Raw genomic sequence first — 12,557 nt, 5'->3', positions numbered from 1 at the left:
GTTCATCACAACCCCTCAGAAGGAGGCAATATCAAATGGAAATCGTATTAATTATAGCCGGTAATAGTTACTCTACGCAGCGTGCGGTTATTAACTGTTATGACGCTACGTTAGATTTTCCCGGACTTGAAGTAGGGGCTAAGTTAACACCTGTACTTGCCGCATTAATGGAAGCTGGATTCACATTAGTAGATTTTGACGGTAACGGTAACGTTACAACGTATTTCTTGGTCCGTGAACAGGTAGCCGCAAGCTGTAATCCGTTAACAGCAGTCGAGGGACGCTTAAATACACAGGTTACTATTCAAACAGGCGCAGGAACAGAGAGCGGTACGCTGATCCTTGTTGGTTCCGATGTCATTGAAATTCTTGAGCCGTCAGGAGATATTCTCCTTATTCCAGCTTCCAGCATTGAATCCGTGATATAAGGAGGAGAAACTATGTCATTCGCAGAGTTACTGGCGAGTTTTATCGGTAGAACGGTTGAGGTGTACTTCACGAGTAATCCGCCTATTATTGGCACATTAGCTTCCGTAGATGATTGTATTTTTACGATACAAATCAATAACACGTATTACTATAATCCACCAGTAATTGTGACCATCGTGGCGGATCAGATTGATTATGTGCGCGTAGTAGCGTAATCGGAAGGGAGGAGATTACGTCATCGGCTGTGTGTCTCCTCCGTCCCCCCAAAGGAGGACGGTTTGTTCCTTCATCCACTTCATCCAGCTGGCATACTTCTCGGAATGTTGATGCGTAATGCTGGATTTGCGGACTCTCCGATGATAGAGAGGCTCTGGCAGATGCTTCAATCGATGAGCGTGCGACAAGCGGATGATAATTTCGAAATCCTCGTATAACCTACCCTCGTAAGGAGCATTCACCATCCAGCCATGGATGCTGTGAAGGGTCTCAACCCGATAGCATCGAGGTGCTATCGGAAGAGCTCCGGCAAGAAAAGCCTCAGCGTTAAATTCAGCAGGTGTTTTGCGTATCCCTCCGAAAATAAGCTGTTTTCGTGCTCCTTCCGTCCATTCATAATAATCCCCGTACAAGAGTGAAGTATCCGGTGTTGCGGTCTCGGCCGTGTTAAGTAAGCGTCGAATAGCTTCTGGCGGCAGCCAGTCATCGGCATCAAGCTCCAGTAGCCAAGGGGCTTCAGCTAGCGATAAGGCAATATTCAAACAATGGGATTTGCCATGATTAGAATTGTTTACATACGTACGAATACGCGGATCTGCGGGTAAGGATGCCAATTTCATCTGCGTGTTATCGCTGGAGGCATCATCCATAATAATCAGTTCCCAGTCAGGCATGCTTTGTGCAATAACGCTTCGAATCGCCCAAAGGAGATAGTCGGCATTATTGTAGGTGCATACCACGATACTAATGGCGGGAGCTGGCTTTGCTTTCGGCAGGGCAGTGTTTGACCCTGCTTCCAGAATGGGTCTGATCAGGTCCCACTCTTCCTGCGCCTTTTGCCATTTGGGGTAATGTTTGGCCTGAGGCTGCCACCATTTGCTATGGAGGGTCTGCCACGACCATTTTCTCTTAAAGTGAAACAGATGATCGTGAAGCAAATAATTGGCAAAGGGCAGTTCATCTTTCTCCAGGAAAAAGGGACGGCCACTGGATCGCACTACGCTTGTTCTCCAAACAAGAGGAGGGGAAGAAAGATGGTGCAGGGTATTGGCAGCCCCGCGTTCATAGACAATGCCGGCACAATGCTCTGGCAGCGCTGCAAGCTGCATGGACAGCTCGGTGATAAAGCTGCTGCTCAGTAAGTCTCCCGCAGGCAGAGTCATAAAAAAGGGTTGATCATAAGCAAGTAGATGATCGTTCAAGGCTGCTGCGTCGTAATCATGTAGGAGCATTACGGGCCAATTCGGAGCGATATGGGACAGATTGGCTATTGTAGCATCGGTATGAGCTCTGTTGGACGTTCCTAGCACGTAGACCAGCATAGGCGAATAATTCCTCCGATCATCAGCAGGCTTATTGCATTCTATGCGGATGGCAGGGGTGTGGTTCTGCTGCGGGCAAGCTCGCACTAAGAATAGTTGAGCCTATTCATAGGGACTTGTCCCGAGCAGGACACGGAATCAAAGCGTGAAACTCGATTGTGGAGCAATCACTTTATGAACAATGAGATAATCATAGATTCGAGAGGTTGATGCTTGTAAGGAGTGCTGATTGGACGAAATCACGATTTCGGGTCTACTGGGCTGCTCATAAGGTGCTGAAATTCCCGTAAAGTCAGGAATAACGCCTGCCCGCGCTTTCACATAGAGTCCTTTCGGATCTCGTTTCTCGCATATTTCAAGAGGACAATCGATGAAAACTTCGATAAATTCCCCAACGGCGTATAAAGATCGCGCCAGCTCCCGATCCGCGCGATAGGGTGAAATGAGAGCAACAATCGTAATGATGCCTGCGTCCACGAGCAGTTTGGCTGCTTCGGCCGTCCTACGGATATTTTCACTGCGATCATTCGGAGAAAAACCAAGGTTGCCGTTTAAACCATGCCGAAGATTGTCTCCATCCAATACGTAAGATCGTATATGTTGGGTGAAGAGCAGTCGTTCCATTTCATAAGCAATCGTAGATTTGCCTGAGCCGGAAAGCCCTGTGAGCCAAAGCACACAGCTTTTGTGGGAATTCAGGTGGTGCCTCTCGCTCCTGGTAACGTTGGAAGGCTGCCACTGAATGTGTTTATCGGGCAAAAGGTTCCCCTCCTTAGCTTGTATTTCTATATGTATATGTTAAAGGAGAATGTCAGGTTCTGGTCTGAAATCCTTATAGGAATCCAACTTGATAGATGAAGAACTAGATTTTGAAAAATTGGATGAATGGGGTGTATTCCCACTTCAACCCAAACCGCATATGTTAATTGGGATAGCCTAAGCGCATGAGGAGGGAAATACACATGCAGGATCAGATTACTTCGATTCTGGAGCATATGGCGAAGTCACAGCACGAGTTGGCACGTACCCTGGAAGCCAAACGCGAGGTGATTGCTCATATGGCGAAGATGGTTAGTGAAATCCCTGACCATAATCCTTCCTTCGGAGAAATCGAAGCATTAATGGAACACTCCTTGAGTATTACCAAAGGGATAACCAGCTATTTAAACAGTCTTGCCGATTTAGAGGATGCCATCGCGGACAATCTTTCGCCAATCGTGAAGGTTATGAAAGAACAACCCGCTGATGAATAAAAGAGGGGCAGGGAGTGAAGACATTGAGCAGAAATGATAGTTACTTGTCTTACCTGGATGCTACCGCCAAAATTCAATATAATGTAGCTCTCATTCTGGAGGCTAAGGCGCTGCATGCCGAGAAGTCGCGCAACTGGATATGCCAGCACCTGTCAACAGCTGCCTATGAAAGCAATGCCGAGCATGTGAAACAAGCGGTGGATATCCATGAAAAGCTCATCGAGGTGATCGATGGCATTACCAAGATGGAGGTAGCCTTCGCCAAAAACTTGGGCGTGCTCATTGCAGAAGAGGATAATTCCAGCCTTGGCGGCAGTGCTGGCGGCGGATTTGGCGACTTGTTCGGAGGTTCAGGCCTCGACTATACCAAATGAAGATAAATGAAAGAGAGCAACATATCAAGCTGGATATACTAGAATCTCTCGCAAGGAGCCAGCGGGCCTTGGCCCGAATCATTGAGAGTGTTGCTGATTCGGTAGAGAGTTCGCCGCAGCTGGCCGGTCAAATTGCTGACAATCTGACAGCTATCGTGAGTTATCAACGGATTTTGACGAAGAAAATCATCGGATTGCGTATTCGTGTGAAACAAAAAGGAACAGCAAAACAACCGTGGTTAAACGCGAATACCGGCGTTCTTCAAGGCAAGCGTAAGCCCCCCTCTTCTTCGAAGGCATAGAAGAGGATGGGGCTTTTTTACATACACGACGCTAATTTCCTTTTGACTATAAGCGCTTTCATCAAAACCGCAGTAGTCATTCGCCAATTTCTAGCCAAGCTAGGTAAGTGCATATGAATCTGTCCCAAGGCAGTCATACTATAAAAGCAGGTCGAACGTACATGATCCAGTTGCCTTGAAGGCGATCTGTGATAGATGTCCTATTTTGAGCTAGAGATAATACGGGCTTAAACGTATGCCGTGTCCATCGGGATGGATAAACATACAATGGGAACGAAAACGAATGCACATCACAGTGGGAGGGTGTGGACATGAAACAGCGTGGGCAGCGAAAGTTGTTAGTACCCAGGAGGCGAACGAGGCCTGTTTTCAAGCCCATTTCAAATCATCAATCGCCAAAAGTATCTGTCGTCATCCCTGCAATGAACGAAGGGAAGACAATCGCGTCCGTCATTCGTCAAGCCCGATTGGTTCATCCAGCTACAGAAGTCATTGTGGTCGTCAATGGCTCCTACGATGAGACGGAGCGAATCGCCCGCCAGATGGGGGCACGGGTTATTTCATTTAAGGAATCGTTAGGGCATGATGTCCCCCGAGGCATTGGCGCAAGTCATGCGAAAGGGAGTACCATCCTGTTCATTGATGCGGATATGGTGATTGCAGCCAAAGATTTGCGGCCATTCGTGCAGGCGGTGGATCGTGGGGTTGATGTCGCGCTAAACAGCTACTCTGGCAAAACAGAGAAGGTGGATGTGCATCCTGTTGTGCTAGCCAAACACGCGCTTAACGTTGCACTCTCCCGGCCAGACTTGCGAGGAGCTTCGATGACGACAATCCCGCACGCTATTAGTCGTAAAGCGCTAAACGAGATTCATGCCGCTAATTTAGCCGTGCCGCCACTCGCTCAAACGATAGCATGTGTGAAAGGACTCACGCTGCACAAGGTGTACAACGTAAATGTGGGTCGGACGAATCCTAGAAAACGAAGAAAATTTAAGGTGGACCCGCTGCAAAATCTTATTCTTGGAGATCACCTCGAAGCCCTGAATTGGCTGCATGAACAGACGAATGAGCGTGGTCAGCTAACGGATTTAACAAGGGACCGAACCTTTGTGGGGTGAAGCTGTTGAATAAACCAGTGAAGAAACGTGTGAAACAAAGGCCAAAAGTAAGAACTCTGAGAACCCCCATCCCTGTACGCCGTTTGCGGAGGGCTTCCAGACCAACCAGAACAGCAGCGACGCTGTCTGTCGCGTTAAAAAGAAGAGTACACGCAATTGGCGCTCGTTATGCTACGGACCACCCGTTAATAGAGGGGATGGACCCGAGCTCGTACATCAACTCTCTATGGTGTTCCTTTTATACATCCGGGGAAATTGGGACGATTTCGTCGGGGCAGTATCTTCCTGTCTCCCGAGCATTCCTTGAAGGTTATAGCGAGAAACAGGGGATTCCAATCCCGAATCTCGTACTCGTTCCGACAAGGCAATCCATTGGAGCAGTCATTACGGTATCTAATGAGGAAAAGACGATTGCGCGCGTGCTGAACGCGCTGGAAAGAATGCCGATGAAGGAAATCATTGTCGTCATTAACGGCTCAACCGACAACAGCGTTCATATCGCTAAGCAGTGCCCTAAGGCAACGATCGTTCATTATCCGAATCTCGTTGGTCATGACGTTGGCAGGTCGATTGGCGCCAAGCTTAGCACAGCAGACATGGTGCTGTTCCTCGATGGCGATATCCCGATTCAAACCGAGGAATTGGTGCCTTTCATTCGAGCCATCGACCAGGGATGGGATATTGCTTTAAACGACATTTCCCCTTATATCGGTCTCTTCACGCATCGTGACGGCGTGTCTATGGTGAAACAATTCGTAAACCGGGTTCAGGGTCGACCGGAACTGGGTGCCAACTCCATGACGGCGATTCCCCACATGCTTTCCCGCAAAGCGCTCCAGGTTATCGGCAGCGCAGCGTTAATGGTACCTCCTAAAGCGCAGGCGAAGGCAATCCGTTATGGATTGCGTATTTGTGCACCGGCAAGCATCGATGTGGTCACGGCCAACAAACCTACCCGATTGAACACAGGGAGCACGAATCCCGTTTCAAATCTGATTGTAGGCGATCATCTGGAGGCACTCCATATGCTGCTTCATGAACGTGGAAGAAGACTTGAGTTTAAGGATGCTCTTCGTACGCGAACAGCTCTGGCGGGGGGGGCCATATGAACAGCACAAGTATCATCATCCCAAGCTTTAATGAAAAACAGTTGCTTCTAGATTGCATCTACTCCATCAGAGAACACACACGAATCCCCTATGAAATTATTGTGGTCGACAATGCCTCTACGGACGGGACACTGGATGCTTTGATCCGTGAGCAGGTTCCCTTCGTGTCCTTCTCCGAAAACAAAGGGTTTCCTGCAGCCTGTAACGCCGGCATGAAGCTGGCCAGGGGCAGTTCCGTGCTTTTGCTGAATAATGACGTCCTGCTTACACCGAATTGGTTGGATCATATGCTTACTTGTCTGTATTCTCGACATGATATTGGCATCGTAGGTCCAATGACCAACTATGCCAGCGGTAATCAACAAATGAAAGAGCCTTATACGAATCTGCCGGATATGATTCTTAAGTACAATGTGGGAAATAAAGGGAAATACAAGGAGGTTCAGCGTTTGATTGGCTTTTGCTTTTTATTCAAACGTGAAGTGATGGATAAGATCGGTTACCTGGATGAACAATTCAGTCCCGGTCATTACGAGGATGACGACTACTGCTATCGCGCAAGGAAAGCCGGCTACAAGCTGATGCTGACCGAGGACACCTTTATCTTCCATCATGGCAGCGCCAGCTTCGGCAAGAAAAGCGAAAGCCAACTGCAAGCTATCGTGGAGCGTTCGCGCAAGATTTTTATAGAAAAATGGGGCGTCGATCCCCAAGCATTTTTATGAGAAAGCAAGAGGAAAGGATGTCGTTGCTATGAAGGGAGTCATTCTAGCCGGGGGAACTGGCACACGTCTGCGACCCTTGACGAAAATGATTAACAAACATCTTCTACCCGTCGGTAAATATCCTATGATTTATTATGGGATCGAGAAGCTGAGAGCAGCGGGAATCACCGATATCCTTCTGATCACGGGTAAACACTCCATCTCCCTCTATACGGAATTCCTGGGGAGCGGGAAGGAGTGGGGCGTTAACATTTCCTACAAAATACAGGAAGAGGCCGGCGGCATTGCCGATGCGCTGGAGCTTGCCCACAACTTCGTGCACCCGGGCGAGAAGCTGCTTGTGCTGCTTGGCGATAATCTGTTCGAGGATTCGCTGGCTGGGTACGTGAAGCAATTTGAAGCTCAGCCGGAAGGAGCCAAAGTATTTCTGAAGGAAGTGGAGGACGCCCGAAGATACGGGGTTCCGGTCATGGAAGGCGACTTGATCAAGCGGATTGAAGAGAAGCCCGAGCATCCGCAATCCTCGTATTGCGTCACAGGCATTTATTTGTACGATTCTACGGTATTCGACTTGATTAAGACGGTAGAGCCGTCTGCGCGTGGCGAGATGGAGATTACCGATGTGAATAACTTATATGCGATGCAAGGCAAGCTCAGCTATCACCTGCTGACAGGGTGGTGGATCGACGCCGGCACCTTTCCTTCTTGGTTCGAAGCGTCCGATAAGCTGCGCGAATATCCGAACGTTGAGGCTGCAGCACCCAAGTCGGGCGCCGGTGATGACAAGTGAGGAAGTACGATTACATCATCATCGGAGCGGGGATTATTGGCTTAACGATCGCCCGTGAGTTGAAGAAAAGAGAACCGGAAGTGTCCATTTGCATCGTGGAAAAAGAGTCCGATGTGGCTGCACATGCAAGTGGACGCAACAGCGGGGTGCTGCACGCCGGCTTCTATTATTCAGCCAACAGCTTGAAAGCGAAGTTCACGAAAGAGGGCAACCAGGCTATGCGAGCTTACTGTAAGCTTAATGGCTTGCAGTTGAATGAATGCGGCAAGCTGGTCGTCGCCAAAGATGAGACAGAGTTAGCCGGCTTGGAAGAGCTGAAGCTGCGCGCTGACATCAATGGCGTGCAGCTCATCTGGATGAATGAGCAAGAGATTGCTTCCATTGATCCGAATGCGAAGACATACCGGAAAGCTTTGTACTCACCAACAACGGCGTCGGTCGATCCCGTAGAAGTTTGCAGGGCGCTGAAACGTGAAAATGTAGAGAATGGTGTAGAGTTCCATTTCTTGACGAAATATCGCAAGCACCGGGGAGATCTCCTTTTTACGAGCTCAGGCACCTTCAAGTACAGCTATTTGATCAATTGCGCCGGTCTTTACGCTGACAGCATTGCCCATGATTTCGGATTCGGCCAGAAATATACGATCATTCCGTTCAAAGGCATTTACTTGAAATATACGAAAAACAAAACGGATGTCGTCACGAACATCTATCCCGTTCCCAACTTGAAAAATCCATTCCTCGGGGTTCATTATACCAAAACAGTGGATGGCAGCATTAAGATTGGGCCTACGGCAATGCCGGCTTTTTGGCGGGAAAATTACCAAGGGCTGCAGGGCTTTAACCTGAAAGAGTTCCTGCAAATTGTCGGCTTTGAGCTGAAGTTGTTTATCACAAATTCGTTTCACTTTCGACGCTTGGCCTTTCAGGAAATGCGCAAGTATATCAAATCCTATTTCATCGGGTTAGGGATGGGGATGGTCAGAGAAATCGACCCTAAGGGCTTCGGACATTTTCTAAGACCGGGTATTCGAGCGCAGCTGCTCAACGTTGAAACCTTGGAGCTTGTTCAAGATTTTGTCATCGAAGGCGACAAACGCTCGATGCATGTACTCAATGCGGTCTCACCGGCATTTACTTGTTCGATGCCTTTTGCCGCTTATGTCGTGGATCAGATTATGAAACAACGAGGAGGAGCCCTTTCATGAAAGTGATTTCGACCAAGCTGCCGGGGGTCTTGGTGCTCGAACCGAAAGCGCATGGTGATCATCGCGGTTTTTTTATGGAAAGTTACAACCAACAAACGTTAGCTGGCGAGGGCATTCATCATGCCTTTATTCAAGATAATCATTCCCTTTCCGTAGAATCGGGCGTTCTTCGAGGCCTGCACTACCAATTGGCGCCCAAAGCGCTAACGAAACTGGTTCGCGTTGTGTCCGGTGCGGTTTATGACGTCGTCGTTGATATCCGCAAAGGTTCCCCAACTTATGGACAGTGGGTCGGCGTAATCTTAAGCGCGGAAAACAAACGGCAAATTCTGGTTCCGAAGGGCTTTGCCCATGGCGCATGCACCTTGGTTCCGAACACGCAGCTGCTGTACAAAGTGGATGATTATTATTCCCCTGAGCATGACCGAGGCATCGCGTGGAACGATCCTGACCTTGGTATCGATTGGCCTGTATCGCATCCGATCTTGTCGGATAGGGATCGTAAGCAGCCTACGCTTGCACTGGCGGACAATAACTTTGTTTATGGAGGGGACTTATCATGAAAACCATTATGGTGACGGGAGCGGGCGGTTACATCGGCAGTGTGCTGGTACCGAAGCTGCTGGATAAAGGCTATGCCGTTAAGGCAGTTGACCGCTTTTTCTTCGGTATCGATAAGCTCCCGCAGCATCCGAATCTGGTAACGATCAAGGAGGACTCCCGTCGTCTGAAGGAGGAAGCCTTCGCTGACGTGTATGCCGTCATTGACTTAGTGGCGATCTCCAACGACCCGAGCGGTGAGTTGTTTCAGGAAGCAACGCACCAAATTAACCATATTTCCCGTGTGAGCACGGCACATAAAGCGAAGAAACTTGGCGTGAAGCGATACATTCTCCCGTCTTCCTGCAGCTTATACGGCTTTCAAGCGCCGGAAGTCATCGTCGATGAAAATTCGCCTACGAACCCGCTCACAACCTATGCCAAAGCCAACGAAATGGCGGAACACGGCGTGCTTCCATTAGCTGATACGGCCTTCACCGCCGTTGTCATTCGGCAGGCCACCGTCTACGGCTATTCTCCCCGCATTCGCTTCGATTTGGCCATTAATGGCATGGCGTTAGGCGCTTATCAGAATGGGGTTATTCCCTTAATGAGAGACGGTTCTCAGTGGAGACCGTTCGTTCATGTTCAGGACACAACGGATGTCATGTGTTTGCTGCTGGAAGCTGATCCGAAGGTTATAAACGGAGAAATCTACAACGTTGGTTCGGACAGCAACAATTACCAGCTCGGCCAACTAGCGCAAGAAATTACCGAAGTCATTCCTAAACCTGTAACGATTGCATGGTACGGAGCACCTGATCACCGTTCCTATCGCGTCAGTTTTGACAAAATCGAGAAAGCCTTAGGTTGGCAGGGCAAATGGACGGCTGCACAAGGAGCATTGGAGATCTATAACGCTCTAGCTGCAGGCGAGGTACCGAGCATGGATCAAACGATTACGCTGGATTGGTACAGCGAGCTTATCAAGTGGCACAAGATTATTAAGGACGCCACGCTCTATGGCGGTATCTTGGATATTCAAGGATCGAGCGAGTAATGAAACGCATCGCGCTGCTAGGCGCCAAAGGTCAGCTAGGCTCCGATATTCATCGGGTATTGAAGGAAAACAGCCAGTTCGAGGTCATCCCGGTTACGAGGAATATGCTGGATGTGGAGAATACAGAAACGATTATCCCCATTCTTGAAAAGCTTGGCCGCATTGACGTGCTCATTAACTGCACGGCGTTTCATAACACTGAACAGTGTGAAGCGGATCCGCTTAAGGCCCTCCGCATTAACTCCATCGCCGTTCTGCGTATGGCGACTTATTGCAAACAGAATGGTACGCTCTTTATTCATTTCAGCACCGATTACGTGTTCGACGGCAGCAAGCAAGCGCCATATACGGAAGAAGATCGGGTGAGTCCCCTGAATGCTTACGGCAGCAGCAAAGCAGCAGGAGAGGAAGCTATTGCAGCTTACTTGGATAACTATTTTATTTTTCGTGTATCCTCGTTGTTCGGCGAAGCTGGGGCCAGTGGGAAGGGCGGCAATTTTGTAGAGACAATGATTAGACTTTCGAAACAAGGCAACCCTATTTCGGTTGTTCAGGATGTCATCATGTCCCCGACATACACACAAGATATCGCTGAAACCGTGAAGTTTTTCCTCGAACAAGAGATAACGGCGTATGGTGTATATCACTGCTCGGGCGAAGGCGCCTGCAGCTGGTATGAGCTGGCGGTTCAAACGTTTGCGTTTTGCGGCATAACCTGCGAGACGATACCGATTATGAACAGCGCGTACGCCGCCAAAGTGCGCAGACCGTTATATAGTGTGTTGGACAACAACAAATTGAATCGTATTTATCCGATGAGAAGCTGGCAAAGTGCTTTGGAACAGTATTTGCAGCGCAAAGGATATGTCGTTATCCATGGAGGTGAGATGGAATGAGCGCTTTAAGAGCCGTGAAATCGAAGAAATGGCCGATCAGATCGCTGAAAAATCAGAAGAGACGTGTGCGTAGAGCTGTAAAAGTGAAGAAGCAGCCGGCTTCCCTGTCTCGCTACCAGGATGAATGGCGAAAGGGGAGTGACCAGGGATACGGAAAAGGCTGGTCGCATGGTTTTCACATGGGACGCTGCCAAAGCATAATGCGGGACATTCCGCAGGAGCGGGGCATTCTCTGGGATTTGAAGGTAATGTTTGTTAGGGCTAACGGATTGCCTTATACAGCGATGGATGAAGGTATAGAGGCTAGTCTGCGGGATATGGTGAGAGAGGTTATCGTGGTGAATCCGGTTGACCCTCTAGTTCAAATTGCGGCGGAGACAAGACCGGACCTTGTCCTCGTACTCGATGCCATTGGGCAATCATTGCCGGGAGATGTGGTGCAAGCCATTCGGGCGCATGGCATTCGCACGGCGATATGGCTGCCGGATGATCCGTATCATTCAGATCAGTCGACCGGGCTCGTCCCGCACTTTGATTATGTGTTCACCTTGGAGAAAAGCTGTGTTGAGCCTTATAAGGCACTCGGCTGCCAGAATGTGCATTATTTGCCGTTCGGCATAAATCCGGATTCGGTTAAATTGGACTATGTGCCTACGAATTTTCGCAAAGATATTTGTTTCATTGGCACAGCTTTCTGGAATAGAGTCGCGTTCATTGATGAAATAGCCGACTATCTGCAGCACAAGGACGTCATGATTAACGGCTATTGGTGGGATCGGCTAAGTTCGTACGACAAGCTGTCTTCCAAAATTCAAGGCTTATGGTTGAGCCCACAAGATACGATGAAGTATTACCATGGGGCCAAAATCGTGATCAATCTTCACCGGGCTACCGATGACAAATCCCATAACAGCAACAGCAGGCAAATCCCCGCTTTCTCGCCTAACCCACGGCTTTTTGATATTACTGCGTCGGGCACTTTGCAGTTAACGGATGTCCGTGACGAATTGGCAACCTTCTATAAACCCGGGGAAGAGATTGACACCTTCAGTTCCCCACAGGAGCTTATCCAGAAAATAGAGTACTATTTAGCACATGAAGAAGAGCGGCAGCATATCGCATTGCGAGGATTGGCGCGGACGCTGAAGGATCATACGTATCGCAAACGATTGAATGAATTGTTAACGATAACGAACAAAGGCGGGTGAACGT

General features: G+C 48.9%; 16 protein-coding genes. 14 read left to right on the top strand and 2 right to left on the bottom strand.

Annotated elements, in window-relative coordinates:
- The first annotated feature begins 35 nt into the window (after positions 1-35).
- On the top strand, positions 36-428 hold the full coding sequence (locus tag RQP52_RS21085; RefSeq protein WP_315953681.1) for a hypothetical protein: 393 nt from the start codon (positions 36-38) through the stop codon (positions 426-428).
- Between the two features lie 12 nt (positions 429-440).
- On the top strand, positions 441-644 hold the full coding sequence (locus RQP52_RS21080; protein WP_315953680.1) for a hypothetical protein: 204 nt from the start codon (positions 441-443) through the stop codon (positions 642-644).
- Between the two features lie 15 nt (positions 645-659).
- Here the strand turns inward: RQP52_RS21080 and RQP52_RS21075 are convergent, their stop codons facing one another.
- Positions 660-1,967, bottom strand: a complete 1,308-nt coding sequence (locus RQP52_RS21075; protein ID WP_315953679.1) for a glycosyltransferase family 2 protein — start codon at positions 1,965-1,967, stop codon at positions 660-662.
- A gap of 138 nt (positions 1,968-2,105) precedes the next feature.
- Positions 2,106-2,726, bottom strand: coding sequence for an adenylyl-sulfate kinase (cysC, locus tag RQP52_RS21070; RefSeq protein ID WP_315953678.1), 621 nt, complete (start codon positions 2,724-2,726; stop codon positions 2,106-2,108).
- A 203-nt stretch (positions 2,727-2,929) separates the two neighbouring features.
- Here cysC and RQP52_RS21065 point away from each other — a divergent pair, with 203 nt between their 5' ends.
- The 12 genes from RQP52_RS21065 (at position 2,930) to RQP52_RS21010 (ending at position 12,553) form a co-directional block, all read left to right on the top strand.
- A complete protein-coding gene (locus RQP52_RS21065) occupies positions 2,930-3,220 on the top strand; it encodes a hypothetical protein (RefSeq protein WP_315953677.1) in 291 nt (96 codons plus the stop codon).
- 23 nt (positions 3,221-3,243) lie between these two features.
- Positions 3,244-3,594 carry a restriction endonuclease subunit S gene (locus tag RQP52_RS21060; protein ID WP_315953676.1) on the top strand — a complete coding sequence of 117 codons (351 nt, stop codon included), beginning with the start codon at positions 3,244-3,246 and terminating at the stop codon, positions 3,592-3,594.
- 68 nt (positions 3,595-3,662) lie between these two features.
- Positions 3,663-3,896 carry a hypothetical protein gene (locus tag RQP52_RS21055; RefSeq protein WP_315953675.1) on the top strand — a complete coding sequence of 78 codons (234 nt, stop codon included), beginning with the start codon at positions 3,663-3,665 and terminating at the stop codon, positions 3,894-3,896.
- A 311-nt stretch (positions 3,897-4,207) separates the two neighbouring features.
- The gene (locus RQP52_RS21050) at positions 4,208-5,017 is read left to right on the top strand and encodes a glycosyltransferase family 2 protein (RefSeq protein ID WP_315953674.1); all 810 of its coding nucleotides are present in this window, start codon (positions 4,208-4,210) and stop codon (positions 5,015-5,017) included.
- Positions 5,018-5,046: 29 nt separating this feature from the next.
- The gene (locus RQP52_RS21045; RefSeq protein ID WP_315953673.1) at positions 5,047-6,126 is read left to right on the top strand and encodes a glycosyltransferase; all 1,080 of its coding nucleotides are present in this window, start codon (positions 5,047-5,049) and stop codon (positions 6,124-6,126) included.
- Positions 6,123-6,851 carry a glycosyltransferase family 2 protein gene (locus RQP52_RS21040; protein ID WP_315953672.1) on the top strand — a complete coding sequence of 243 codons (729 nt, stop codon included), beginning with the start codon at positions 6,123-6,125 and terminating at the stop codon, positions 6,849-6,851. The genes RQP52_RS21045 and RQP52_RS21040 overlap by 4 nt, the downstream gene beginning before the upstream one ends.
- Before the next feature lie 28 nt (positions 6,852-6,879).
- Positions 6,880-7,641 carry a sugar phosphate nucleotidyltransferase gene (locus RQP52_RS21035; protein WP_315953671.1) on the top strand — a complete coding sequence of 254 codons (762 nt, stop codon included), beginning with the start codon at positions 6,880-6,882 and terminating at the stop codon, positions 7,639-7,641.
- Entirely contained in the window at positions 7,638-8,849 is a 1,212-nt protein-coding gene (lhgO, locus tag RQP52_RS21030) for an L-2-hydroxyglutarate oxidase (protein WP_315953670.1), read from the top strand. Before RQP52_RS21035 ends, lhgO begins: the two co-directional genes overlap by 4 nt.
- Positions 8,846-9,412: a dTDP-4-dehydrorhamnose 3,5-epimerase gene (gene rfbC / locus RQP52_RS21025; RefSeq protein ID WP_315953669.1), complete on the top strand. Its 567-nt coding sequence runs from the start codon at positions 8,846-8,848 to the stop codon at positions 9,410-9,412. Before lhgO ends, rfbC begins: the two co-directional genes overlap by 4 nt.
- Positions 9,409-10,449, top strand: a complete 1,041-nt coding sequence (locus tag RQP52_RS21020) for an NAD-dependent epimerase/dehydratase family protein (RefSeq protein ID WP_315953668.1) — start codon at positions 9,409-9,411, stop codon at positions 10,447-10,449. The genes rfbC and RQP52_RS21020 overlap by 4 nt, the downstream gene beginning before the upstream one ends.
- Entirely contained in the window at positions 10,449-11,345 is an 897-nt protein-coding gene (rfbD, locus tag RQP52_RS21015; protein WP_315953667.1) for a dTDP-4-dehydrorhamnose reductase, read from the top strand. The genes RQP52_RS21020 and rfbD overlap by 1 nt, the downstream gene beginning before the upstream one ends.
- Positions 11,342-12,553, top strand: a complete 1,212-nt coding sequence (locus tag RQP52_RS21010) for a CgeB family protein (RefSeq protein ID WP_315953666.1) — start codon at positions 11,342-11,344, stop codon at positions 12,551-12,553. Before rfbD ends, RQP52_RS21010 begins: the two co-directional genes overlap by 4 nt.
- The last annotated feature ends 4 nt before the right edge of the window (positions 12,554-12,557 follow it).

The sequence above is a fragment of the Paenibacillus violae genome (genome assembly GCF_032461945.1).
In the GTDB taxonomy this organism is placed as follows: domain Bacteria; phylum Bacillota; class Bacilli; order Paenibacillales; family NBRC-103111; genus Paenibacillus_E; species Paenibacillus_E violae.
Note: the sequence above shows the minus strand (reverse complement) of the source record. Positions and strands in the feature narration are given on the sequence as shown.

Coding starts and splice junctions, on each gene's coding strand:
- RQP52_RS21085 (WP_315953681.1), top strand. CDS start 36: ATGGAAATCGTATTAATTATAGCCGGTAATAGTTACTCTACGCAGCGT.
- RQP52_RS21080 (WP_315953680.1), top strand. CDS start 441: ATGTCATTCGCAGAGTTACTGGCGAGTTTTATCGGTAGAACGGTTGAG.
- RQP52_RS21075 (WP_315953679.1), bottom strand. CDS start 1,967: ATGCTGGTCTACGTGCTAGGAACGTCCAACAGAGCTCATACCGATGCT.
- RQP52_RS21065 (WP_315953677.1), top strand. CDS start 2,930: ATGCAGGATCAGATTACTTCGATTCTGGAGCATATGGCGAAGTCACAG.
- RQP52_RS21050 (WP_315953674.1), top strand. CDS start 4,208: ATGAAACAGCGTGGGCAGCGAAAGTTGTTAGTACCCAGGAGGCGAACG.
- RQP52_RS21040 (WP_315953672.1), top strand. CDS start 6,123: ATGAACAGCACAAGTATCATCATCCCAAGCTTTAATGAAAAACAGTTG.
- RQP52_RS21035 (WP_315953671.1), top strand. CDS start 6,880: ATGAAGGGAGTCATTCTAGCCGGGGGAACTGGCACACGTCTGCGACCC.
- rfbC (WP_315953669.1), top strand. CDS start 8,846: ATGAAAGTGATTTCGACCAAGCTGCCGGGGGTCTTGGTGCTCGAACCG.
- RQP52_RS21020 (WP_315953668.1), top strand. CDS start 9,409: ATGAAAACCATTATGGTGACGGGAGCGGGCGGTTACATCGGCAGTGTG.
- rfbD (WP_315953667.1), top strand. CDS start 10,449: ATGAAACGCATCGCGCTGCTAGGCGCCAAAGGTCAGCTAGGCTCCGAT.
- RQP52_RS21010 (WP_315953666.1), top strand. CDS start 11,342: ATGAGCGCTTTAAGAGCCGTGAAATCGAAGAAATGGCCGATCAGATCG.